Annotated in this window: 24 protein-coding genes; 17 read left to right on the forward strand and 7 right to left on the reverse strand. The window is 61.6% G+C overall.

Annotated elements, in window-relative coordinates; all coding sequences use genetic code 11:
* Positions 1-2: 2 nt before the first annotated feature.
* Positions 3-848 (forward strand): hypothetical protein, encoded by an 846-nt coding sequence (locus tag VNH11_16385; GenBank protein ID HVA47949.1) that lies wholly within the window; start codon positions 3-5, stop codon positions 846-848.
* A 29-nt stretch (positions 849-877) separates the two neighbouring features.
* On the opposite strand, the gene VNH11_16390 is transcribed toward VNH11_16385, so the two are convergent.
* The 4 genes from VNH11_16390 to VNH11_16405 all read right to left on the reverse strand — a co-directional run bounded on the left by VNH11_16390 (position 878) and on the right by VNH11_16405 (position 5,549).
* Complete coding sequence (locus VNH11_16390) at positions 878-3,256, reverse strand: FtsX-like permease family protein (protein HVA47950.1); 2,379 nt, start codon at positions 3,254-3,256, stop codon at positions 878-880.
* Positions 3,257-3,519: 263 nt separating this feature from the next.
* A complete protein-coding gene (locus tag VNH11_16395; protein HVA47951.1) occupies positions 3,520-5,079 on the reverse strand; it encodes a cytochrome B6 in 1,560 nt (519 codons plus the stop codon).
* Positions 5,076-5,339 (reverse strand): hypothetical protein, encoded by a 264-nt coding sequence (locus tag VNH11_16400; GenBank protein ID HVA47952.1) that lies wholly within the window; start codon positions 5,337-5,339, stop codon positions 5,076-5,078. Before VNH11_16400 ends, VNH11_16395 begins: the two co-directional genes overlap by 4 nt.
* Positions 5,340-5,366: 27 nt before the next feature.
* On the reverse strand, positions 5,367-5,549 hold the full coding sequence (locus VNH11_16405; protein ID HVA47953.1) for a hypothetical protein: 183 nt from the start codon (positions 5,547-5,549) through the stop codon (positions 5,367-5,369).
* A gap of 149 nt (positions 5,550-5,698) precedes the next feature.
* Between VNH11_16405 and VNH11_16410 the strand changes: the two genes are divergently transcribed.
* Both VNH11_16410 and VNH11_16415 read left to right on the forward strand, forming a co-directional pair.
* On the forward strand, positions 5,699-6,097 hold the full coding sequence (locus VNH11_16410; GenBank protein HVA47954.1) for a DoxX family protein: 399 nt from the start codon (positions 5,699-5,701) through the stop codon (positions 6,095-6,097).
* A 45-nt stretch (positions 6,098-6,142) separates the two neighbouring features.
* Positions 6,143-6,403 (forward strand): hypothetical protein, encoded by a 261-nt coding sequence (locus tag VNH11_16415; GenBank protein ID HVA47955.1) that lies wholly within the window; start codon positions 6,143-6,145, stop codon positions 6,401-6,403.
* A gap of 478 nt (positions 6,404-6,881) precedes the next feature.
* On the opposite strand, the gene VNH11_16420 is transcribed toward VNH11_16415, so the two are convergent.
* The gene (locus VNH11_16420) at positions 6,882-7,055 is read right to left on the reverse strand and encodes a hypothetical protein (protein ID HVA47956.1); all 174 of its coding nucleotides are present in this window, start codon (positions 7,053-7,055) and stop codon (positions 6,882-6,884) included.
* A gap of 264 nt (positions 7,056-7,319) precedes the next feature.
* Between VNH11_16420 and VNH11_16425 the strand changes: the two genes are divergently transcribed.
* The 5 genes from VNH11_16425 (at position 7,320) to VNH11_16445 (ending at position 14,849) form a co-directional block, all read left to right on the forward strand.
* A complete protein-coding gene (locus VNH11_16425) occupies positions 7,320-8,186 on the forward strand; it encodes a glucose 1-dehydrogenase (GenBank protein ID HVA47957.1) in 867 nt (288 codons plus the stop codon).
* Between the two features lie 30 nt (positions 8,187-8,216).
* Positions 8,217-9,281 carry an SDR family oxidoreductase gene (locus tag VNH11_16430; GenBank protein ID HVA47958.1) on the forward strand — a complete coding sequence of 355 codons (1,065 nt, stop codon included), beginning with the start codon at positions 8,217-8,219 and terminating at the stop codon, positions 9,279-9,281.
* Positions 9,282-9,580: 299 nt separating this feature from the next.
* Positions 9,581-11,149 carry an HlyD family secretion protein gene (locus VNH11_16435; protein ID HVA47959.1) on the forward strand — a complete coding sequence of 523 codons (1,569 nt, stop codon included), beginning with the start codon at positions 9,581-9,583 and terminating at the stop codon, positions 11,147-11,149.
* A 73-nt stretch (positions 11,150-11,222) separates the two neighbouring features.
* A complete protein-coding gene (locus VNH11_16440) occupies positions 11,223-12,830 on the forward strand; it encodes a DHA2 family efflux MFS transporter permease subunit (protein ID HVA47960.1) in 1,608 nt (535 codons plus the stop codon).
* Positions 12,831-13,016: 186 nt separating this feature from the next.
* Positions 13,017-14,849, forward strand: a complete 1,833-nt coding sequence (locus VNH11_16445; protein ID HVA47961.1) for a glycoside hydrolase family 15 protein — start codon at positions 13,017-13,019, stop codon at positions 14,847-14,849.
* 78 nt (positions 14,850-14,927) lie between these two features.
* Here VNH11_16445 and VNH11_16450 read toward each other — a convergent pair whose 3' ends face one another.
* A complete protein-coding gene (locus VNH11_16450) occupies positions 14,928-15,515 on the reverse strand; it encodes a TetR/AcrR family transcriptional regulator (GenBank protein HVA47962.1) in 588 nt (195 codons plus the stop codon).
* Between the two features lie 22 nt (positions 15,516-15,537).
* On the opposite strand from VNH11_16450, the gene VNH11_16455 reads away from it, so the two are divergent.
* The 9 genes from VNH11_16455 to VNH11_16495 all read left to right on the forward strand — a co-directional run bounded on the left by VNH11_16455 (position 15,538) and on the right by VNH11_16495 (position 22,466).
* Entirely contained in the window at positions 15,538-16,380 is an 843-nt protein-coding gene (locus VNH11_16455) for an SDR family oxidoreductase (protein HVA47963.1), read from the forward strand.
* Entirely contained in the window at positions 16,377-16,910 is a 534-nt protein-coding gene (locus VNH11_16460) for an SDR family NAD(P)-dependent oxidoreductase (protein HVA47964.1), read from the forward strand. Before VNH11_16455 ends, VNH11_16460 begins: the two co-directional genes overlap by 4 nt.
* A 38-nt stretch (positions 16,911-16,948) precedes the next feature.
* Positions 16,949-17,728: an SDR family NAD(P)-dependent oxidoreductase gene (locus VNH11_16465; protein ID HVA47965.1), complete on the forward strand. Its 780-nt coding sequence runs from the start codon at positions 16,949-16,951 to the stop codon at positions 17,726-17,728.
* Positions 17,729-17,758: 30 nt separating this feature from the next.
* A complete protein-coding gene (locus VNH11_16470; GenBank protein HVA47966.1) occupies positions 17,759-18,568 on the forward strand; it encodes an SDR family NAD(P)-dependent oxidoreductase in 810 nt (269 codons plus the stop codon).
* A gap of 31 nt (positions 18,569-18,599) precedes the next feature.
* Positions 18,600-19,511 carry an NmrA family NAD(P)-binding protein gene (locus VNH11_16475; GenBank protein HVA47967.1) on the forward strand — a complete coding sequence of 304 codons (912 nt, stop codon included), beginning with the start codon at positions 18,600-18,602 and terminating at the stop codon, positions 19,509-19,511.
* Positions 19,512-19,548: 37 nt separating this feature from the next.
* Positions 19,549-20,277, forward strand: a complete 729-nt coding sequence (locus tag VNH11_16480; GenBank protein HVA47968.1) for an SDR family oxidoreductase — start codon at positions 19,549-19,551, stop codon at positions 20,275-20,277.
* Positions 20,278-20,291: 14 nt separating this feature from the next.
* A complete protein-coding gene (locus tag VNH11_16485) occupies positions 20,292-21,224 on the forward strand; it encodes a hypothetical protein (GenBank protein HVA47969.1) in 933 nt (310 codons plus the stop codon).
* A gap of 5 nt (positions 21,225-21,229) precedes the next feature.
* Entirely contained in the window at positions 21,230-22,165 is a 936-nt protein-coding gene (locus tag VNH11_16490; GenBank protein ID HVA47970.1) for a D-2-hydroxyacid dehydrogenase family protein, read from the forward strand.
* A gap of 88 nt (positions 22,166-22,253) precedes the next feature.
* The gene (locus VNH11_16495) at positions 22,254-22,466 is read left to right on the forward strand and encodes a hypothetical protein (GenBank protein HVA47971.1); all 213 of its coding nucleotides are present in this window, start codon (positions 22,254-22,256) and stop codon (positions 22,464-22,466) included.
* A gap of 255 nt (positions 22,467-22,721) precedes the next feature.
* Here the strand turns inward: VNH11_16495 and VNH11_16500 are convergent.
* Positions 22,722-23,204 (reverse strand): hypothetical protein (locus tag VNH11_16500; protein ID HVA47972.1); only part of this gene is annotated, 483 nt, incomplete at its 5' end.

The following is a 23,204-nucleotide window of genomic DNA, read 5'->3' on the forward strand; positions in this document are numbered from 1 at the left end:
ACATGGTCCGCGCAAACAGGCAACTTATCACCGAATACCAACGGCTCTTGACGGCGAACGAGTCGCTGGCGAGCGTCAAGCGAGCGATCAAGCTCGTTTGGCACGTTCTCGGGGCACGCGTCCGGCCGACGGCCAATGGCTTCGTTTGCGAGTTGTTTAACGCCGAATGCGCCGAGGTTGACGAACAGCTTCGGCAGGCCATCGAACGGTTAGGGCCGCTTGGAGTTCCCGCGGACCGCAAAGTCGGCGGCCGCGCACATTCGCGAAGTTCTGAACAACAGAAGCTGCGGGCCGTGGTCCGCGAAACGGAAGTTGCCCTTACGCTGGCTCCCACGGTCGCCTCAATGCCGGAGAAGGGACTCGGCGAAACAAGTTTATCGCTGCTGATGGATTCGTGCATGTTGTTGGCCCACCACGCTTACTTCGCACTGCTGCCGAAGCTCGATGAAGTGCTGCTAGCCAGCGAACGTGACGCGTTTCTTTCCGGGTTTCGGCAGTTCGCCGAATCGCAGACGCGTGCCTGCGACCGCTTTGCCCTGTTAGCGCTCTACTTCGATGCGGTCGATGCGCCACAAGACGCAAGCGACGCCCGCAGGGCCGCGCTGGCCGCCACTCCCGCCGACGCTCACGAATTCATGACGGAGTTGCAGAGCTCGTGGTCGAGTTTGATCGAGCGAGCAATGCCTGGCGAAGCGCTGGAGCTGCTGCTGGACAATTACCCAAGAGTGCCACGGCGCGATCTCGACGAGGTGAACGAGTTGATTCGACAGACGTTCCGGCATCAAAAGGCCGCGTCGAACGGCCATTCCGGCCCGCGCGAGAGCCGCGCGAAGCGACGAAGTCATTGAAGCCGAAGTCTTCGTGGTCGAGCAGGGAATCATTCTTTGGTCTTCATTGCTTCCAACCAGTCCATACGGAAAATGGCGCGCTGCACGACGGCATGCGCCACCAACGCGAAAACGCCGCCGATGACAAACGTCGCCAGGCAACTTTGAGTCGGGTCGACCACCGGTATGCGGAAAAGATCCGTGTCGTAGGCCACCGTAATGCCCCAATTCAAGAGATAGCCCAGCGGCATGCCGGCCAGCGTGCCCAGCGTGTTTACCAGCAGGCTCTCGCGCAGAAAGAGATTCCCCACCTGCCATTCGGTGTAGCCCAGCACGCGCAACGTGGCCACCTCGCGGCTGCGCTCGGCCAGCCCGATCAGCGACGAGTTGAGCACGCTGCCGAAAAAAATCACGCCCGCAAACAGCACCAGCAGGCCGATGAACACCCGCTGGTTCTTGATCAGCGTGTCCATGACGTTGGCCACCGCGTCAGCCCGTGAGCTGACCGATTGCACGCCGGGCAGCCGCTTCAACTCGCGATAGAGCGATAACACCACGTCGCGGCGGGGGTCGATCGCCAACTGCACGCCCGACACCGCCAGCTCCTCGTGGACCAGCCGGCTGAGATATTGAATGTCGGCATAGACCGTCAGGCCCATGTAGTTGTCGGCGATGCCCACCACGGGCACGCGGCGCGGCTCGCGCAGGCCCTTGGTGGGGCGAATCTCGACCAGGTCGCCGCGATCGAGATACAGCAGCTCGGCCAGCTTGCGGCTCATCAGCAGGCCGCTTGCGGGGATGCGCAGCCGCCGGCCCGCCAGATCGCGCGGCACCGTCAATCGGGCATCGCGGGCCAGGCCCGTGATGCCGCCCTTGTAGGAATGCGGGCCGTTGATGAAGGTGCAGCCAACGCTCAACATCGGCTCGGCACGGTCGACGCCGGGCAACTGCCGCGCTTCGGTCAGCGCGGCTTCCGACCGCTCGTCTTCGAAGGCCAGGTCGATGTCGCTCCGCTGCACCTGGAAGAACTGAAAGTCGACCAGGAACCGCGTCGCCTCGACAAGCATCAATGCGTTCACCGACATGCCGGCCCCCATCGCTGCCGCAAACATGCCGGCCGCCGTGCGGAACCGCTGCCGCACCAGGTTGCGCAGCGTCATCCGCCAGGCGAAGCTCAACGACTTCCAGAAGCGGCCGAAACGCTCCAGCCAGATCGCGCCACCCTGAGCGGGCGGTTTGGGACGCATGGCCACCGCCGGCTCCAGCCGCAACACGGCCCGCGCTCCGTGAACCGATCCGATCAGGGCACAAGCCAGGCTGACCAAGATGCCCTGCACAAAAATGTCGAAGTAGAACTGGTTGTCGAGCGTGGGGAACTCGAAGAACTTGCGGTACAGGCCGGTCATGCCGAACGAGATCGCATAGCCGAGGCCGCCGCCCAATGCGCCGCCGAGCACGCCGACGGCCAACCCGAACTTGAGAAAGTGGGCGAACACCTGCCGGTCGAGATAGCCGATGGCCTTGAGTGTGCCCACGATCACCCGCTGCTGCTCGGTCAAACGGGTCATGAGCACATTGAGCACCAGCGCCGCCACCGAGAGGAAGATCAGCGGGTCGATCACGCCGAACGCCTTCAGCCCGGAGATCTCGTTGCTCAAAAAACGGTTCGAGGGCTGCTGCGAAAGCGGCACGCTGGTGAACACGCCGTAGGAATCGAGCAGCAGCTCTGCCCGGCGCATCGTTTCGTCCGGCCGGTCGCGCAACTGCGGCGAGAGCAACCCCAGCACTTGGTTGCACGCGCCGTCGAAATCGAACACCTCCTCGGCGTAGGAATGTTTGAGATAGAAGACGCCCAGATGTTCCGGGTCGGGCATGATCGAACCCGGCCCGACCAGGTAGGTGAATTCGCTGCTCATGGCCGTGCCCACGATGAACAGCTCTTGCCGGCGGTTGTTCAAGATCAGGTGAATCCATTGGCCCGGCCCGAGTCCGTGAACGCGGGCGAACTTTTCGTTGACGATCACTTCGTTCGACCGCGCGTCGGTGAAGTAGCCGCCCCGCCTGAGCAGCACGTCGTTGATCGTCGGCTCGCGGCGGTCGGGCAGCGACAGCACGATGCCGTTGAGCGGCTCGGCGATGCGCTCGATGTCGACCGTGGCGAAAAACTGGATGCGCGGCCGCACTTCGACCACGCCCGGCAGCCTGGCCACGGCCGCCAGCTCGGAGACGGGCACCTTTTTCACTTCCAGCGAAAAATCGGCCATCCGGCAGTCGGCATAATAGCGGTGCTGGGCCCGCGACAGGTTGCGGTAAGCGAAGCCGAGCGCCACGTAGCAGGCCACGCCCACGGCCATGATGCTGGTGATGGCCAGCAACAGCCCGCCCGAATGACGCAGGTCGCGCAGCAGCTTGCGGTCGAGGACGGTCACGAGACGACATCCTCCGGGGCGACGGGCGGAGCTTCGACCTGGTCCGGCCCTGGAACGGCCGAACTTGCAGAACGCGGCCCGTTCGAGTTTGCCATATTGTTGCTCCTCGGCTAACGAAGTTTGTACTTCCTGCGATGAGACACTGCAAATCTGCTGGTGGGGCGGTCCGGTCAGCGCGGGCCGCCAGTGATGTAAAAACTTTCGCCGGTGATCCAGGCGTCAGCCTTCTCTTTCAGAAAAAATGGACGGCGCAACGCACCTCGTCACAACTGCCGCAAGAAGGCCACAAGCTCGGCCTTCTCGTCCCGCTCAAGCTTGAGTCCTTGCACGAGGTTGAAGAACTCGACGGCGTCTTCCAGCGTCAAACAGCGACCGTCGTGCAGGTACGGCGGGCTGTCTTTGACGCCCCGCAACGTGAAGGCTTTGATCGGGCCGTCGCCGGCCGCGTCTTTCAAAAAGCGCTCCACGTGCAGGTCGTGCATGTTGTTGTCGAGATAAAACGGCGCCGGATGGCAGACCGAACACTGCGCCTTGCCGAAGAACAGCTTCTCGCCGCGCAGCTCGCTGGGCGTGGCTTTGTCCGGATCGAGATGCCCGATGAGCGTCAGCTTGGGGGCGGGCGGAAAGTCGAGCATGTTCTGCAGTTGGGCCATGTGCGTTACCTGGATGCGGTCCAGGATGTTCATCCCCTTTTTCATGGCGTGGATCGCATCGCCGTTGAAATACGCCGTCCGCTGCTCGAATTCCGTGAAATCTTCCACGGAGCGGAGACTCCGCTTCGACCCGTGAATCTGCTGATTGAACAGCCCGCGCAGGCTGACCGTGTCGAGCCGCATGCGGCGCTGTTCCGGCCGCGTGTCGGGGCTGATGTGGAACTGTCCGGCCGTGTGGCCGTTGGTGTGGCAATCGAAACACGCGACGCCCAGACTGGGCTCGGCCGTCTTGCGATCGCCGGTCGGGTTGAACTCTTCTTGCGGAAAGGGCGTCACCAACAGCCGCAGGCCATCGAGTTGCACGGCCGTCAGCAGATCGGCAAACAGCCGATAATAGTTGTTGATCGACAGCACCTCGCCGCGCGAGACGTCGCCCAGCTCCGGGCGGTTCTGCAGATACATGGCCGGCGGAAACTCCGGCAAAAACGCTTCGGGCAAGTCGAACTCCACGTCGTACCGCTCCAGGCGTGGAAACATCTTGATCTGCATTTGCGGAAACACCTGCCCGCCCAGCCCCCCGCCCTGCGCCGGATGAGGCAGCGCCGGATACGGGAAAATATCCTTTTGGGCGATCTCATCGGCGCTCATGCCAGCCAGCGCATTCCAATCGACGCCTTTGGGCAGCTTGGCGGTCGGCCCGACCGGAATTGGTTTGCCGCGCGACATCTTCGCTTCGCGGTCGAGCTTCGGCTTCAAGTCATAGCGGGCCTCCAGAAGCTTGCGCTGCGTGGCCATGACCTTTGGCTTGGCCTCGACGCCGGCTTGATAGATGTCTTCGAAGGTCATGCCCGGCTTCATGGCGCCGAGAGGATCGAGGTAGAAGTCAAAACCGAGCATCTGCCCTTGGTCTTTCTGGTCGGACAGCGCCTTGGTGGTGGGCAACGCCTTGGCCGGCTTGAAGATATCCGACGTGTCGTGCTTGGTCTTTTTCTGTTCGGGCCGCTCGACGGGCACTTCCTTGGGGGTCTGGGCCTCGGCCACGGCGTCGCGCGGGGCTTTGCCCTTGGCGGGCTGCCTGGCATTTTTCTCTTGGGCCACGATCTGCAAAGCGGAGGCGTCCGCTAACAAGGCCGCGGCAAGAGCCAGAACCAGCCTAATCCGAGTGCTCATGAGTGTAACCTCCCGTTGGTTCGTGTCGCCCCTGGCCGACGGAACCACTTTTGTTGCTCGACGAGGTCGCTTGTCGGGGGCGCGTCGGTCCAGACCGGCAGCAGCGTCAGCAGCGCGTGAATGGCCTTCCGCCGTTCGGCCTCGGTCATCTCAGTTAACTCCCGCCGCTCAATTTCCGCCAGCCGTGGCCCGGCTGCCTTCCAAACTTGCACCCAATACTTGGTTGTACCCGCTTGATCTGACGAAGACGAGATGGTCATCGTGGCATTGCTCCGTTTCTGCTTGGATTATACCACACGCCCACCCGCGGCGATCTCGACCATGCACACTTCCTTGCGCAGCGTAGGCACCAGCGGCGGCAGCAGTTTCTCGAAGCTCGACGCGCGCAGCGCTTCGTCGGCCGGAAACCAACGGATGGCCGGATCGAGAATCGCGTGCGGATCGTCGGGAAAATCGGGGTGCAGGGCCATGTTCGTTCAATGTCGTAATCGTTTCGTGTTGCCACTCGACCCCATCCAGCTTGCCTGGATGGACGTGGTCGGCCATTTTTCCTGTAAGATCCGGATCGCTCGCCGGTATTCCAAGCTAAGACGAACCCTTTTTAATGTGGAGGTGAAGCATGACATCCCAGACGCAGCATCCCGCTTCGAAGGCGGCAATCTGGTCCGGCTGGCTCCTGAGCGCGCTGCCGTCGCTGTTGCTGCTGTTCAGCGGCGGCATGAAGTTGGTCAAGTCAGACGACCTCGTGAAGATGTTCGAACACTTAGGCTACCCCGGGCACCTCGCTCTCATCCTCGGGGTAATCGAAGTCGGCTGCACGTTGGTCTATTTGATTCCGCGCACCGCCGTCCTGGGCGCGATCTTGCTCACGGGCTATCTGGGCGGCGCCATCGCCACACACGTGCGGCTGCTCGAAGGGCAGTTCTTCGTGCCGCTGGTTCTCGGCTTGCTGATCTGGGGCGGGCTTTTCCTGCGAGATCCGCAGGTGCGAGCGCTCCTTCCTGTTCGTCGCAAGTAGCGGGGCTTACGGGTCCACAGACATCACCATCCAGGGATCGTCACCGTGAATGTCCCGCTCGACTGGGACGCGCTCATCGCCTCGCTGGCCCCCAACGGCCGGATGCACGTCGTCGGCGCGGTGCTGGAGGCGATCCCGGTGGCGGCCTTCGCGTTAATTGGCGGTCAGAAGAGTATCTCCGGATCGCCGACGGGTTCGCCGGTGGCGATCGAAACGATGCTCGACTTCGCCGCGCGGCACAGCATCACGCCGCAGACGGAGCACTATCCGATGAGCCGCATCAACGAAGCGTTCGAGCGGCTGTAGGCGGGCAAAGCCCGATACCGCATCGTGCTCGACGCGGACTTTTGACGGCCGTCGTGCGTTCACTGTTTGCATTGTCGGGCGAATACGGCACCGTGGGAACGGTCAGCCGAGCGAAGGAACCTTCCGAATGGAGTGGGCGTCGCCTGAAACGCGGACCTCGGGTGGCGGTTTGACGGCCTGCTCGCGTCGCCGAGCGCTTACAGCAAACCCTGATGGGGGGAATGATGCGTCAACGTTGACGCATCCATCCCCCCGTCAGTATGGACGTCCAGAGCGGGAAGCAGCTTTCGGCCGGCAAGTTCCCCGGCCGCTCTGAAAAGGACGATGCGTGAACGGCGCCGGCGGTTTCACTCCTGAAACGATGGGTGCTCCGTGAGACTCGCTGCCAACGGTCGGATCGGTTGCGGTTGCCGCCGTCACGATATCCGCCCTCCGTTGCACGTGATAGCGAAAAACGGGCCAACTGCCAAGTTCCGCATTACATCAGGATCCTGAGCGCTTCGACCACCACGGTGGACGCCAGCGTAACCATCGCCACCGTTGCCAAAGCATCGGCCCACAGTTCGCGGAGCCGCGCATCGGGCGCGACGCGCGGCGTGCGGTGCAGGTTCTGATGCCGGGAATATCGTTCGAGTTGCGTGCTGGTCGACATAGCTCTTGACTCCTTTGGAATTCGGCCTGCCGGATCACCTCCGTCGGTCTTCCACTGGGTCGTTTCAGAGTCATACGCCTGCGCGGCCAAAACCTTACAGGAAACCCGCCAGGCACAAGGTGAATTTGCCGCGAAACTTTCGCCCGAAGTGCTTGCGTGGCCCCGGCTAAAGTGCGGTCGGCCCAGGCGATCGGACGCGGTCCGCCATTTTCTCTGAAAGATTCCGACCGCTCGCCGGTAATCCCAAATGAGAGGGAACCGGATATGCTGCTGGATTCTCGCTACGGTCTATCAGAGGAACTCGAACCAGATGGGCCTGCATGCAACGCCAACCATTGGCGGGTGTTCGCTCGGCCAACAAAGAAAAGGAGTCTTGTCATGTCGAAGAAACTGGAAGGGCAAGTCGCCGTGGTGACGGGCGCGTCCAAAGGAATCGGAGCCGCGATTGCCGAGCATTTGGCAGCGGCGGGCGCGGCGGTCGTGGTCAATTACGCCAGCAGTGGTGCCGGCGCGGACGCGGTCGTCAACCGCATACGGCAAGCGGACGGGAAAGCCGTGGCCGTGCAGGCCGATGTTTCCAAGCTCGAGGACATCCGCCGCCTTTTTGGGGAGACAACGAAGGCATTCGGCAAGCTCGACATCCTTGTGAACAATGCGGGCATCTATGAATTTGCCCCGCTGGAAGCGATCAGCGCCGAGCACTTTCACAAGCATTTTGACCTCAACGTGCTGGGGCTGTTGTTGACGACGCAAGAAGCCGTCAAGCTTTTCGGTCCCTCCGGCGGCAGCATCATCAATATCAGCTCGTTTGCCGCCACGTCGGCGCCACCGAACGCGTCCGTGTACAGCGGCACCAAGGCGGCCGTGAACGCGATCACGCGCTCCCTGGCCCAGGAACTGGGGCCGCGCAAAATCCGCGTCAACGCCGTCAGTCCCGGAGTCGTCGAAACCGAGGGGCTGCATACAGCCGGCATCCCTGGCAGCCACTTCCAAAAGCAGATGGAAGCGCAAACTCCGCTCGGCAGAATCAGCCAGCCGCAGGACGTGGCGCCGGCGGTGGTCTTCCTGGCATCTGCCGACTCAGCCTGGATTACGGGTGAAAACCTTTACGTCACTGGGGGGCTGCGTTGAGACCAAGCAACTTTGAATAAGGAGAAACCGATGACATCGCGGGCCCTCATCGCCGGAGCCACCGGCTTGATCGGAAGCAACCTGGCCGAGCATCTCGTATCCAAGGGCTGGGAGGTCTACGGCCTCGCGCGCCAGCCACAAAGCGGCGTCCCCGGCATTCGACCCGTCGCGGCAGATATGCTCGACCCGGCGTCGCTTCGCCCTTCGCTTGCCGGCATTGACCCCACCCATGTCTTTTTCACGACTTGGGTCCGCCGGGCGACCGAAGAGCAGAATATCACGGCGAACGGCGCCCTGGTGCGCAACCTGCTCGCCGCGCTCGACCAGTCCAAGAGCCTGCAGCACGCCGCCCTCGTCACCGGCCTGAAGCACTACCTCGGGCCGTTCGAGAACTACGCGAAAGCGAAGCCGGACACGCCGCTGCGCGAGGAGATGCCTCGGCTTGCGTTTCCGAACTTCTTCTATGCCCAGGAAGACGAGCTTTTCGACGCAGCCCGTCGCATGGGCTTCACCTGGAGCGTGCATCGGTCGCACACGACCATCGGTTATTCGTTGGGCACCTCCATGAACATGGGGGTGACGCTTGCCGTCTACGCCACGATTTGCCGCGAGACCGGTCGCCCCTTCGTCTTCCCCGGCTCCGCCCAGCAGTGGGAGGGGCTGACCGACGTAACCGACGCGCGCGTCCTGGCGAAACAAATGGAATGGGCCGCGACCACGGAAGCGGGCCGAAACCAGGCGTTCAACATCGTCAATGGCGACATCTTCCGCTGGCGTTGGCTCTGGCCGAAGCTGGCGGCTGACTTTGGCATCGAGGCGGCGCCATACCCAGGCCGCCCGACGCCGCTCGAGCCGCAGCTTGCGGACGCGGGGCCGGTTTGGGCCCGAATCGTGGCGAAGCATGGCCTCGCCGAAGCCGATCTGGGCAAAGTGGCGTCGGCCTGGCATACCGACCTGGACCTCGGCCGCGAGATCGAGGTCGTGACCGACATGACCAAGAGCCGCCTGGCCGGCTTCCGCGACTATCAGCCGACCCTCGGCTCGTTCCTCGACCTGTTCGCCAGATTACGGCAGGAGCGGATCATCCCGGCATGATGGATCGGCGCTCGCAAGCTCGCTTGTCCTACCCTACGGCTTAAGGAGATTGCCCGTCGAATAGGTTTGCATTGCCTTCGTCATGGTCGTTCCTCCATTTACGCCCGCTTTACCACCAGGCGGTCGGCATTCGGGCAATAAACGTGCCAGACGGCCATGGGCCGGCCCGGAGGCGATCGTTCCTGGATGGCGACATGACGCAAGTGTAGACTTGCCTTGACTCTGATCGCCGTCCATGAAAGGATTTTGCTCGTCAGCGGTATCACATTGGCGGGCACGACGGTCGGAGACCCCAAAAAATGGCCAACACGAACGAGCCACACCCCAACCTTTCCAGCAACGGCGCTCGAAGCGAGCTCCTGCCGGAAAAAAGCCACGAATCACACGACGGTTCGGTCGCTCTGGCCGAACCGTCGGCACAGCCGGGCCAAGAGGCAGCCGCCGCTACAACCTCGGCGGCACGAACCGCGCCGACGCCCCAATCGCGCAAATGGCTGCTGCGCGGCGCGGCGGTCATCGCCGTTCTTGTGGTGGCCTATTGGTTTATCCCGTGGCTGATACTGGCGCTCAACACCGTTTCGACCGACGACGCTTATGTCAACAGTCACGTCACCTTCGTCGCCCCGCGCGTGGCGGGCCAGGTGATGGAGGTGCTGGTCGACGACAACCTGCGGGTCAAAAAAGGAAGCGTGCTCGTGCGGCTCGATAAGGAGCCGTATCAGGTTCAGCTGGACATCAAAAAAGCAGCCGTCGAGACGGCCCTGGCCGACTGGGTCGCCGCGCAGGCACAAGTGCGCAGCATGGTGGGCCAGGCGCGGGCCAATCGCTTCAAGCTCAATCACGCCATCGAAGATGTCAAAAACCAGGTCGCGAATTTGAAGGCCAATGTGGCCACACTCAGAAGCCGCGAGGCCCAATGGACGCTGGCCAAGGCAAACCTCAAACGGCGCGAGGGATTGATCGTGACCCGCACCATTACGCAGGAAGAGCTTGACGACTCGCGTCAGCAGGCTCAGGTCGCCGAGGCGCTGGTCGAAGAGGCGCGGGAGAAGGTATATGCCACGCGCGTGAACCTCGGTCTGCTGCCGAAGCCGGAAGGCGGCGATCTAACCGAAGTGCCCGACGACATCTATGAAAACTTTTCCACGATTCGTCAGGCGTTGGGCGACCTGTTGCAAAGCGCGGCCCAATTCGGGTTTGCTCCGGCGAAATGGGACGCCACGCCGAAGGAGGCCATCGAGGGTTTCTACAAGCAAGACCCCGAGGGAAACCTGGAACGCATTTACGCCAAAATCGTGAAAGACGCGCCGGCCATTCAGCAGGCCGAAGCCAAGCTCGAACAGGCGCGACGCGACCTCGATCAGGCGGAGTTGAATCTTCGGTATTGCGACGTCGTCAGCGAGATCGACGGCGTCGTCACCCGGCGCAACGTCAACCCCGGCAACAACGCGCAAGTCGGGCAAAAGCTGATGGCCGTCCGCTCGCTCACGGAAATTTGGATCGATGCCAACTTCAAAGAGACGCAGCTCCGCGACCTGCGCATCGGCCATCGCGCGGTCTGCGAAGTCGATATGTACGGCCGCCACCGCGCATTCGAGGGACGCATCACAGGATTTACGATGGGCACGGGCCAAACCCTCGCGCTGCTTCCACCGCAGAACGCCACGGGCAACTTCGTCAAAATCGTGCAACGGTTGCCCGTCCGCATTGAATTGACCGATTACGACCCCGACAAAGAGCCGCTGTTCGTGGGGCTCTCGGTCGTGCCGTACGTCTATTTCCAAGAGAAACCCGAAGGGCCACACGCGGGCGCGAGGCTGCAACCGCTGAAGCCGCTTTCGCAGCTTGATACCGGCCCGAAACCATAGGATTTTGGATTTTAGATTTTGGATTGGGGCGGAGCAATCCAAAATGCAAAATCGAAAATCCAAAATCACAGTCATGGCCACCGCGCCACCCACCGCAGCCGCTTCACGTCGCACGATCAGCCCCTGGCTGGTCGCCATGGCGGTGGTGATTCCCACATTCATGGAGGTGCTCGATACGACCATCGCCAACGTCGCGCTGCGATACATTGCGGGCGGACTTTCGGCGGCCGTGGTCGATAGCGAGTGGGTGCTCACCAGCTACCTGGCCGCGAACGCCGTGATCCTGCCGATTTCCGGCTGGATTTCGGCCCGTCTCGGCCGCAAGAATTATTTCATGCTGTCAATCGCGGTCTTCACGATCGCGTCGGTCGCGTGCGGCATGGCAACGAGCCTGGGGCAATTAATTCTCTTTCGCGTGGTTCAGGGTCTAGCGGGCGGCGGCTTGCAGCCGTCAAGCCAGGGCGTGTTGCTCGATACGTTCCCGCCCGAAAAGCAAGGCGCGGCCATGACGACGTTCGGCGTAGCAGCGCTGCTCGCGCCGGTCGTCGGCCCGACGTTGGGCGGTTACCTGACGGTGAACTACGAGTGGCGCTGGATCTTTTACATCAACTTGCCCGTGGGAGCGATTAGTTGTTTGGCCGCGTATTTCTTGGTCGAGGACCCCGATTACCTCAAACAAGAGCGGGCCGAGCTACTGCGTCATCCGCTCAACTTCGACGCCATCGGTTTGGGACTGCTGGCCCTCATCATGTCGTGCTGGGAAATTGTGCTCAGCAAGGGCGAGCAATGGAATTGGTATGGCGATCCCTTTTGGAGAGTGCAGACTCTCACGATTCTGTTCGTGGCGGGCCTGGCTTGGCTGCTCTTCCGGGAACTTGCGATTTCCAACCCCGTAGTCAATTTCCGAGCGCTTGCCGAGCGAAACTTGGCGGCGTCGTGCATCATCATTTTTTGTGCCTACGGGGTGTTGTACGGGGCGAGCACCTCGCTGCCCGGGCTGCTGCAATCGCAGTTTGGCTACGATGCCTACGTTTCCGGACTGGTGATGTCGCCCTCCGGCGTGTTCTCGGTCATGATGATGCTCGTCGTAGGAGCCCTCCTTGGCCGCGGAACGGATGCGCGTTGGCTGATTGTCGCGGGGCTGCTGGTCATGGCCGCAGCCGACTATTGGATGGCCTTGATGAACCTTTACATCAGCCCATCACAAGTCGTTTGGCCGCGGGTGCTGATGATTGTCGGCCTGTCGATGATCTTTGCGCCCCTCAACGTGGCCGCCTATCTCTATACGCCCCGGCATCTGCGCGGCGCGGCGGTCGGTCTGGCCGCGCTCTTGCGCAACGAGGGCGGCAGCGTGGGCACCTCGGTCGCCCAGACGATGCAAGAACGCCGCGATCAGTTTCATACCTGGCGCGTGGGCGAGTTTCTCGATCCCTTCAATCCCGCCGTCAATTCCTTCTTGGAACAGGCCCGCGGAGTGTTCCATCAACAGACCGGCGATCCGGCTTCGTCGCAGGAAATGGCGCTGGAATCGCTCGAGAATCTTCGCCGACAGCAGGCGGTTTCGCTGGCCTATTTTGACGACTTCTGGCTGTTCGCCGTCTTGGCCCTGCTGCTCGTGCCGCTGGTTTTGCTCATGAAGCGTTCGGTGGCCGAAAAAGGCGCTCACATCGGCGCGGAGTAACATCGGCAACGTTTTCTGCAAGACTTCGATCTCTCGGCTGTATCTCGCCGCCCGATCGCGACGCCTACGGCACGCCATTCGCTTCCAAGCTTCGACGCCAGTGGAACGGAACGCGACGGGCTCCTGACGTCTGCTGAATCGCTCCGTTTTCCCTCAGAGGCGACCTCACCACAGGAGGAGCGGACCGTGGAATCTCGCTACCAGGCTATCGAGAATTACGGCCTGATCGGCAACATGCGCACGGCGGCGCTGGTCGGCATGGACGGCTCCATCGACTGGCTCTGCCTGCCGCACTTCGATTCGCCCAGCGTCTTCGCCGCCATCCTGGACGATCAGAAGGGCGGGCGGTTCCGCATCGCACCCGTCTGTCATCCGCTCCGGCACAAGCAATTCTACTGGCCCGACACGAACATCCTTGTCACACGCTTTCTGCACGCCGATGGAATCGGCCAATTGGAAGACTATATGCCCGTAGGCCGAACCGCCGGAGCCCATGACAAGCTGATCCGCCGGGTTCGTGTCGTTCGCGGCGAGTTGCCGTTTCGCATGCAATGCCGTCCCGCGTTCAACTACGCCCGTGCCGGCCACGAGTGCCACGTGTGCGATCGCGGCGTCATGTTCAGCGGAGGCGGATTGCGCTTGGGGCTGGCGGCGCCCTTTGCCCTCATGCGCGACGGCGACGGAGTGGCCGCCGACTTCAAGCTCCAGGAGGGCGAAAACGCCACCTTCGTGCTGCGGCAGTTGGAACAGGATCATCAGCCCGGCCGTTGTCCGGGCGTCGGTGAATCGGAAGAATTGTTTCGGGACACGGTCGATTACTGGCGGCGATGGCTGTCAAAGTGTACCTACACCGGCCGCTGGCGGGAAATGGTTCAGCGCTCGGCTCTCACGCTCAAGCTGCTCACCTTCGAGCCCACCGGAGCGATTGTCGCGGCGCCCACCTGCAGCTTGCCCGAAGCGATCGGCGGCGAGCGCAACTGGGACTACCGCTATACCTGGATTCGCGACGCGGCGTTCACGCTCTATGCGTTGCTGCGGATCGGTTTTACCGAAGAGGCGGCGGCCTTCAAGCGTTGGGTGCAGGCCCGCTGGAAGGACCTCGACAGCGCCAGCGACGGCCCCTTGCAGCTCATGTACGGCATTGACGGCAGGAGTGAACTGGCGGAGGAGACGCTGGACCACTTGGAGGGTTACCGCGGCTCGCGCCCGGTGCGCATCGGCAACGCCGCATATCGACAACTGCAGCTCGATATTTACGGCGAGCTGGTCGACGCCGCATACCTGTACAACAAATACGTCGAGCCAATGGGCTATGACAATTGGCGACGCTTGCGGCGGCTCGTCGATTGGCTGTGCGACAACTGGCAACGAGAGGACGAGGGCATCTGGGAGGTGCGCGGCGGCAGGCGGCACTTCGTTTACTCGAAGTTTATGTCCTGGGTGGCCGTCGACCGCTGCCTGCGGCTGGCCGATAAACGCTCATTGCCGGCCGACCGGCAGCGTTGGATCAAGGTGCGCGACGAGATTTATGAAGAAGTCATGGCCAAAGGCTGGAATGCCGACCGCCGCGCATTTGTGCAGTCCTACGGCTCCGACGCCCTGGATGCGTCGGCCTTGCTCATGCCGCTGACCTTCTTCATGGCCCCCAGCGATCCGCGAATGCTAAGCACCATCGACGCCATCCGCCGCCAGACGGCTGCCGGAGGTCTGGCCGCCGACGGTTTGATCAAACGCTACGATCCGCGTGCGACCGCCGATGGCTTTTCTGACGAGGAAGGCACTTTCAATCTCTGTTCGTTCTGGCTGGTGGAGGCGTTGACGCGTGCCGGCCGCACCGATCCAGTGCGGCTCGACGACGCGCGGTTGCTCTTCGAGCAGATCCTCGGTTACGCCAACCACCTGGGCCTTTATTCCGAGCAGACCGGCGCCAGCGGCGAAGCGTTGGGTAACTTCCCGCAAGCTTTTACTCATATCGCCTTGATCAGCGCCGCCTTCAACCTCGACCGCGCCCTCGGCTAGTGCATCGAGTAACCTTTCTTGCGCGAGTGCATCGACCGGCTTTAAGGACTTCTTCGACTTTATCCAACGCGGCGATGGTCACGACGGCCAGGCCTGCATGGCCATCGCCGAAACCAGCCGCAACTCCTTCTCGGTCGCCCCACTGGCCGACTGAACTGCCAGGCCGTTCAGCACGGTGGCGATGTAACGCGCGAGCGTCGCGCAATCGGTCCCCGCAGGCACGTCGCCCTCTTTCACGGCCCGCTCGAACCGCTCCCGTAACGCCGTTACGATCGCTTGCCTCAATTGCGCCAACTCTCGGCGCACCGTCTCCGCCTCCTCACCGCACGCGAGTGCCCCCGACACGACCAGGCACCCGCGTGCTTTGTCGCGGTCGCGCTGCATCCTGACAAACCCCGAGAAAATCGTTTCGACCACGGCCCGGGCGGTCGGCTTGCGCAGGGCCTCGGTCAGGAACGACATCGGCCCCGCTTGATAACGGTCGAGCGCCTTGCGGAACAACTGCTCCTTGTTCCCGAACGCGGCGTAGAGGCTTGGTCGGTTGATCCCCATGGCCCTGGTCAGCTCGGGGAGCGTGGCGCCCTCGTACCCGCGTGCCCAGAACACCTCCAGTGCGCGATCCAGTGCCTCATCAACGTCGAACTGTCGCGTCCGCCCCGAAGGCACCGCTACCTGCTTTCAAAAATTATTGTCGCCCCTTGACTGGCATCGCCGGCCCCGTACACTTCCAATTGTACCGAACGGTACAATTAAATCAAGCAAGGAGATCGCGATGTCAGGGATTACACAGCAAAGACCACTGGCGGGCAAGGTCGCACTCGTCACGGGCGGTTCGCGTGGCATCGGCGCGGCGATCGCCAAGCGCCTGGCCGCGGACGGCGCCAGCGTCGCCGTCACCTATTCCAAAGGCACCGACGCGGCGGCGTCGCTTGTCGAAGAGATTGAACGCGGAGGCGGAAAGGCGATCGCCATCCAGGCCGACGCCGCCGACGCCGATGCAGTCACGAGTGCCGTCGAAAAGACGGTCGCGACATTGGGGCGGCTCGACGTGCTGGTGAACAATGCGGGCACAGTCATTCCAGTGAAGGTCGAGGAGACGACTCTCGCGGACTTCGATCGCGTGTTTGCGGTCAACGTCCGCGGCGTGTTCGTCGCGACGCAGGCGGCGCTCAAGCACCTGAAGACCGGCGGGCGAATCATCATGATCGGCTCGTGCCTGGGCGAGCGCGTATTCATTCCCGGCATGGCGCCCTACGCGGCGACCAAAGGGGCCGTGAAAATGTTCGCGCAAGGGCTGGCGCGTGAGCTGGGGGCGCGCGGCATTACGGTCAACAACGTTCAGCCGGGGCCGATTGACACCGATCTCAACCCCGCCTCAGGCGAGTGGGCCGCAGACCAAAAGGCGGCCGTTCCGCTTGATCGGTATGGACGCGTCGACGAGGTCGCGGCGCTGGTAGCGTTCGTCGCCGGTCCGGAGTCGTCCTACATCAACGGTGCCAACCTCACCGTCGATGGTGGCACAAACGCTTGACCGCGCTCTTTCGACCGGTGGATTTAATGCCGATACAGGCAACTTTGCGGCTCAATACGATGGCGCATCTGGACATTGCTCACCATTTCGGGGCGAAACTCGCCAAGCGGAGGCGGGGCGGCTTGATCCTCGTGGGGGCAATGGGTGCGGAAAAGGGCATTCCCTGTATAGCGAATGACGGAGCCTCGAAGGCGTATGTACACAGTCTTGGCGAAGCGCTTCACTATGAGTTCAAACCTCTAGGTGTCTACGTCACTGTACTGGCAACCGGGTTTACGAACACACCGGTGCTCGAAAAGTCCGGCTTCGATCCGGAGATCATGCCGATGAAACCGATGAGCGTGGAGCAGTGCGTATCCGAGGGCCTTAAGGCGCTGCGAGAAAACCGGTCCAGAATCGTTCCGGGCCGACTGAACCGCATCATGAACGCCCTCGTGCCCGCTTCTCTTGCGCGGAAGATGGAGGCGGACATGATTGGTAAAGCGCTCGCGAGCAGCCACGCGCCGGCAATCGCTCGGGCGGAGGCCTGAGAATGAGCAAGCAACGAATCCGGGGAATTTAATTATATATGAAACTCACGGGCAATACGATTTTGATCACCGGCGGTGGCGGCGGCATCGGTTACGAACTCACGAAACAACTCACGGCACTTGGTAACACGGTTCTTATCACGGGCCGCGATCAAGCCAAGATGGACCGTGCGAAAGCGGCCTTTCCAAAAGTCCACACCTTTCGCAGCGACGTGTCCGATCCGAAAGCGATCGCCACTCTTTACGAAAAGGTCACCGAACAATTTCCTGAGCTCAACATTTTAATCAACAACGCCGGCATCATGCGTGAGATCAATGTTCACGACAAAGCTGGAAGCCTCGAAGACATCGTTCGAGAGATTGAAAGCAATTTGAGCGGTCCGATTCGCATGGTGAAACAATTCTTGCCGCATTTGAAAACAAAATCAGAGGCCGCGATCATGAACGTTTCGTCGGGATTGGCATTTGTTCCATTGCCCATTTCGCCGGTTTATTGCGCCACCAAGGCCGGTCTGCATTCCTTCACCGAGTCTCTTCGTGTGCAACTGAAAAACACCAAAGTGAAGGTGTTTGAGCTAGCGCCGCCGGCGACACAAACCGAACTCTTGGGTGACTTTAATTTTGAAGACATGAAGGGCGTTTCTATCATGAAGGTCGAAGACATGGTTAAAGTCGCCGTCAAAGGAATGCAAACCGATCGATTCGAAATCCGTCCAGGCCAGGCGAATCAGCTCAAATTGATGAGTCGCGTGGCGCCTGGATTTATTTTGAAACAAATGAGCCGATCGGTGGACCGTATGCTCGGAACACAGAATTAATTCGAAGTATTGCGATCAAAGGAGAGTGCCATGAATGCGAAGATCGACAAGCTGCAATTCGGCCCTTGGGCGCTCATTACCGGCGCGTCGTCCGGCATAGGCAGAGAGTTCGCCCGCCAGATTGCGGCATCGGGCATCCATGTTGTTCTCGTAGCCCGGCGCGAGGCATTGCTGGAAGAGGTTGGGCGCGGCGTCGCGGCTGAGTTCGGCGTCAAGTATCGCACGGTCGTCGCTGATCTCTCGCAAGATGGCTTTCTAAAACAACTCGCTGAGGCCACGGATGAGCTCGATCTCGGCCTGATCGTGTCGAACGCAGGCACTGGAAATCCCGGCAAGTTCCTCTCCATCGACCGGCGGGAACTCGAGAATCTGCTGCGCCTGAATACGATGTCGCATCTCGATATCGCCCATCACTTCGGCCAGAAACTCGCCCGGCGCGGCAAGGGCGGACTTTTGTTCGTGGGGGCCATGGCTGCGCTGCTCGCCAACCCGTACATGGCGAACGACGTTGCCGCCAAAGCCTATGTGCTGATGCTCGGTGAATCCCTGCACTACGACTTTCGGAAAATGGGACTGAATGTGACGGTGGTGATGCCGGGTGCAACCGATACGCCGGTCCTGGCCAAGTTCGGATTTGACGCCGCCACGACGCCCATGAAACCGATGTTGGTCCATCAGTGCGTCGCCGAGGGACTCGCCGCGCTTAGCGCCAATCGGGCGAGATGTGTTCCCGGACGCATGAATCGGATCATGCTCAAGCTGATGCCGCGACCCATCCTGAGAAAGATGCTGGCGAAGAAGTTCGAACAAGTCGTTGCGAACAAATCGCCCGCGCTGTAGCGGTCACCGTCTCGAAAAAGGAGAAACAAATATGAGCAGCGGTAAAGACAAGGTGCATGTGATTGTGGGCGCAAGCGGGCACACCGGTTCGATCATCGCCAATTCGCTGCTGTCGAAGGGCGAGGAGGTGCGCGTCATGGGGCGCGACGCGGGGCGACTGCAAGGCTTTGTGAGCCAGGGCGCGGAAGCGTGTTCGGCCAATGTGGGCGATGCGGCTGCGATCGGCATGGCCTTCCGCGGCGCGCGGGCGGCATACTTGATGTTGCCGCCGGTTGCGTCCCGCGAGGACCAGGAGCGACAGAGCGATGCGATCGCGAAAGCCGTGAAGGAGTCGGGCCTGCGCTACGCGGTACACTTGAGCAGCTACGGCGCCCATGTCGCGGAAGGCACCGGGCCAGTCGCGGGGCTGCACTCTTCGGAGCAAAAACTGAACGCGATCGGCGGTTTGAACGTTCTGCACCTGCGCGCCGCCTATTTCATGGAGAATAATCTGACGGCGATCGGCATGATTCATGGAATGGGAATGGTGGGAGGCGCTCTGCTGCCCGACCTGAAGCTGCCCATGATCGCCACGCGCGACGTTGGCGATTACGCCGCGCGGCGGCTCCTGGATCTGGATTTTTCCGGCAAGCAAACGCGCGAGCTGCTTGGCCAGTGCGACCTATCGATGGCGGAAGTTACCGCGGCGATTGCCCGCGGCATTGGCAAACCGGATCTGCGTTACGAGCAGCTTCCGTATGACCAGGTGCAGCAGGTGTTGATGCAAATGGGAATTACGCCGAGGTCAGCCGCGTTGTACATCGAGATGTACCAGGCCATCAACGCAGGAGTCCTCGTCGCGCAGGAGCCGCGTTCGCCGGAGAACAGCACGCCGACTTCGTTTGAAGAATTTGTGCAGGATGTCTTTTTGGCTGCGTATCACGCGAAGGCTCCCGCCGCTTAGGCTCGGTGCCCACTTACTAACGACAGGAGGAACGACGATGGGCAAGTTGCAGGGAAAAGTGGCTGTCATCACCGGCGGTTCTACGGGCATAGGGCTCGCTACGGCAAAACTCTTCGTCAGCGAGGGCGCCTACGTCTTCATCACGGGCCGTCGCCAGAAGGAGCTTGATGAGGCCGTGACGGCAATCGGTACCAACGTCACCGGCATTCAGGGCGACGTTGCCAAAATGGCCGACCTTGACCGGCTCTATCAGGCCGTCAAGGCGAAGGGGCGAATCGATGTCGTTTTCGCCAACGCCGGGGTTGCTGAATTTGCTCCCCTGGGAAGCATCACCGAAGAGCATTTCGACAAACTATTCGACATCAATGTAAAGGGAACCTTGTTCACGGTGCAAAAGACCCTGCCGCTACTCAACGACGGCGGCTCGATCATTCTCACGGGCTCCGTCGCGGGTTCCAAAGGCACCGCGGCATTCGGAGTCTATGGCGCGACGAAGGCTGCCGTCCGCAATTTCGCGCGGGCCTGGACCGTCGAACTGAAGGACCGCCATATCCGCTCGAACGTCCTCAGCCCCGGTCCGACCGAAACACCGATCATCGGTCAGCAGCCTGCGGACGCCATCGCCGGGATTGTGTCCACCATCCCGATGGGACGCATGGGCGAAGCGGACGAAATCGCCAAGGCGGCCCTGTTTCTGGCCTCCGATGACTCAAGTTTTGTCACGGGCATCGAATTATTCATCGATGGCGGCAGAGCGCAAATCTGAATCGAGGGTATCAGATGACGACGGCGACTGAAGATTATTATCCCGATCACGATGGGGGAAAGTTCGCCCCGATCTTGGCCACGGTAGCGACGTGGAAGGCGCGCACGTTCCTGGAGAACCTCGCGATCGATGCCGAGGGCGCGGTATTCGTCAGCGTCTATTCTCACAATCGCGTCGATCGCTACGATCCGGCGACAGGCGCGGTGGCCACATTCGCGGAGGTGCCGGCACCTCCGATGGGCCTTGCGTTCGATGCAGACGGCGCCCTTTGGATGACCGCCGGGACGTTGCGCGAGGGGCCCGGATATGTCTACCGAGCGGAGCGGGACGGCACGGTACGAGCATGGTGCGAACTGCCGGACGCGCTGTTCGTAAACGGATGCACAATGCACCCCAATGGTGGAAGCCTGCTGGTGTGTGAGAGTGCCTCTGGCCGTATTCTCGCCATCGATTTGGACAAACCCGGCCGCTGGGACGTCTGGCTTCAGGGAGATCGGCTCACGTCGCTCATCCCAGGATATCCGGGGCCGAACGGAATTAAGATCCGCGACGGCTGGGCGTGGATCAGTGTGTCAGGACGCCGGATGATGGTCCGCGTGCCGTTGCGACCGGATGGCTCCGCGGGCGATATCGAAGTCGCGGCGGCGCGTCTCGTGCCAGACGACTTCGCATTCGGGATATCTGGTTCCGCCTATATCACGACGCATCCCGAACACACTCTGGTTCGCCTCGGCCCCTCAGGCGCTCGGACAACCTTGGCCGGTCCCGAACAGGGTATGGTGGGGAGCACGGCCTGCGCCTTCGGACGAGCGCCCGGCGACGAGAACGCGCTCTATGTAACGACCGATGGCGGCTTTCTGATTCCCCACGAAAGTGGCATCCAGGACGCCAAGCTCGTGCGGATGGACGTCGGCGAATCAGGCTGGCCCCTGCTGCAAGGAGGGTGACGGAAATGATCCGCATAGCCATCCTGGACGATTATCAAAACGTGGCGCTGGAAATGGCCGACTGGACGCCGCTCGCCGGGCGCGCCGCGATCACCGTTTTCAATGACCATCTGTCAAACGTCGACGAAATTGTCGAGCGGCTTCTGCCGTTCGACGTGGTCTGCGTCATGCGCGAGCGCACACCGCTGCCGCGGGCACTCATCGAGCGCTTGCCGCGACTGAAGCTGATCGCATCGACCGGTAGTCGCAATGCGGCCATCGATGTCGAGGCCGCGGCCGAACGAGGTATCGTGGTAGCGCATACGGGATACGATGCGCGCTCCACCATCGAGATGACCTGGGCCCTGATCGTTGCCAGCGCGCGTCAGGTCGCCTTGGAAGATGCCCATTTGCGCGGCGGCGGCTGGCAACTCACGGTGGGCGACCGTCTCCACGGTAAGACGCTCGGCGTTCTCGGCCTCGGCAACATTGGCTGGGAGGTTGCGCGAATCGGCCTCGCGTTCGGCATGGAAGTCATCGCCTGGAGCCAGAATCTCAAGGCGGACAAGGCGAAAACATGCGGAGCAAGGCTGGTCTCCAAGGAGGATCTCTTCCGCAGCGCAGACATCCTGACCATCCACGTCGTCCTCAGCCAAAGGACGAAGGGCCTAGTCGGCGCGGCCGAATTGCAGGCCATGAAGCGATCGGCCAGGCTCGTCAATACCTCGCGTGGACCGATCGTTGACGAGCCGGCGCTCATCGAGGTTCTGCGTGAACGCCGCATCGCCGGCGCGGCGCTCGACGTGTTCGACATCGAGCCCTTGCCGGCGGACCATCCGTTCCGCTCCCTGGATAACGTGCTCGCCACGCCGCACATCGGTTACGTCGAGCGAGACCTCTACAGGATTTTTTATGGAGATACCGTCAAGAACATCACGGGCTGGCTCGACCAACAGGCTTGAGGGTCGATGGTTATTTCCTTCTGGCTGATTGCGGTGATATGCTTACGGTTGAAGCGTTTACGCGTTAAGGCGTTATTGGAGCGGAACTATGGCCACACCCGATGCTCAGATTCAAGCCATGCGCCAGTTAGGCGACAACTGGGACGGCTACGGAGCGACCGCTCCACGGGCACACGTCATCGATCTGGCCCGCGAGTTCGTGGCGCTGGTCGAAATCGCGTTGGGAAAGCGCGAGGCGGCTCCCGACTCACTGCACGTAAGCCCGACTAGCCTGGATTCCCATAGTGCGGTATTCACCTAACGGCTATCGCCCGCACGAGCGGTGCCGCGCGGCCCTTAGTCGATCGCTTTACACCATAGCGGCGATTCAACCGAATTGGAATTGCAGACGCTTGTTGCCTAGCCACGGAATACGAGCGTCGGTTTTGTCAAAGCCAGCCGCGATCAGGAGCGGATGGTGCGCGCGCTTCTGAAACTGGACCACGATCGATCGTCGATGTGCAACGCCGCAGTCGCATCGATGAAGTCTCGAAACAAGTGCCGTGACTTCACCGTCTCATAGCCTTGACCAATCCGTTGAGCAAGATGGCGGTAAAGACTGCTTGCCAGCAGCGTCAGTTGCACGCTCGCAGTTGACCTTCAACGCCACCGCCGACGACAAAGCGTCGATGTAAAAAAAGCTCGCCCCATCTTCAATGTTATTCTCGATCAACATGCGTCGCGCATAACGCCCGATCAGCTTTGCCGCCGAACGGCGCAACGGGTTGGTCAGCAGCAAGGTCGGCTGCTCATGGCCCATGTCCGCCACGGCGATCTGTCGGACCGGCCCTTCGTAATCTGCCAGTGTGACCTGCTCGTCCAGAATCCGCGGCGTCTTGTATTGACGCGATACCCCGTGCAGCTCGGTCCGCCGCCAGGCGCCGCACGGCCGGCCCAACAGTTCCTGCACCATCTGCGGACTGCGACGGCGCAAAGTGATGAACTGAATCCCCTGCTGGTTCAGCTTGCTCAGGTTCGCGTAGGTCGTGAGCTTCGAATC

This window comes from Pirellulales bacterium, from assembly GCA_035533075.1.
In the GTDB taxonomy this organism is placed as follows: domain Bacteria; phylum Planctomycetota; class Planctomycetia; order Pirellulales; family JAICIG01; genus DASSFG01.

Bases quoted from the DNA above. Each gene is read 5' to 3' on its own strand.
- VNH11_16385 (HVA47949.1), top strand. From the start codon at position 3: ATGGTCCGCGCAAACAGGCAACTTATCACCGAATACCAACGGCTCTTG.
- VNH11_16395 (HVA47951.1), bottom strand. From the start codon at position 5,079: ATGAGCACTCGGATTAGGCTGGTTCTGGCTCTTGCCGCGGCCTTGTTA.
- VNH11_16400 (HVA47952.1), bottom strand. From the start codon at position 5,339: ATGACCATCTCGTCTTCGTCAGATCAAGCGGGTACAACCAAGTATTGG.
- VNH11_16405 (HVA47953.1), bottom strand. From the start codon at position 5,549: ATGGCCCTGCACCCCGATTTTCCCGACGATCCGCACGCGATTCTCGAT.
- VNH11_16410 (HVA47954.1), top strand. From the start codon at position 5,699: ATGACATCCCAGACGCAGCATCCCGCTTCGAAGGCGGCAATCTGGTCC.
- VNH11_16420 (HVA47956.1), bottom strand. From the start codon at position 7,055: ATGTCGACCAGCACGCAACTCGAACGATATTCCCGGCATCAGAACCTG.
- VNH11_16425 (HVA47957.1), top strand. From the start codon at position 7,320: ATGCTGCTGGATTCTCGCTACGGTCTATCAGAGGAACTCGAACCAGAT.
- VNH11_16430 (HVA47958.1), top strand. From the start codon at position 8,217: ATGACATCGCGGGCCCTCATCGCCGGAGCCACCGGCTTGATCGGAAGC.
- VNH11_16435 (HVA47959.1), top strand. From the start codon at position 9,581: ATGGCCAACACGAACGAGCCACACCCCAACCTTTCCAGCAACGGCGCT.
- VNH11_16440 (HVA47960.1), top strand. From the start codon at position 11,223: ATGGCCACCGCGCCACCCACCGCAGCCGCTTCACGTCGCACGATCAGC.
- VNH11_16465 (HVA47965.1), top strand. From the start codon at position 16,949: ATGAAACTCACGGGCAATACGATTTTGATCACCGGCGGTGGCGGCGGC.
- VNH11_16470 (HVA47966.1), top strand. From the start codon at position 17,759: ATGAATGCGAAGATCGACAAGCTGCAATTCGGCCCTTGGGCGCTCATT.
- VNH11_16475 (HVA47967.1), top strand. From the start codon at position 18,600: ATGAGCAGCGGTAAAGACAAGGTGCATGTGATTGTGGGCGCAAGCGGG.
- VNH11_16480 (HVA47968.1), top strand. From the start codon at position 19,549: ATGGGCAAGTTGCAGGGAAAAGTGGCTGTCATCACCGGCGGTTCTACG.
- VNH11_16485 (HVA47969.1), top strand. From the start codon at position 20,292: ATGACGACGGCGACTGAAGATTATTATCCCGATCACGATGGGGGAAAG.
- VNH11_16490 (HVA47970.1), top strand. From the start codon at position 21,230: ATGATCCGCATAGCCATCCTGGACGATTATCAAAACGTGGCGCTGGAA.
- VNH11_16495 (HVA47971.1), top strand. From the start codon at position 22,254: ATGGCCACACCCGATGCTCAGATTCAAGCCATGCGCCAGTTAGGCGAC.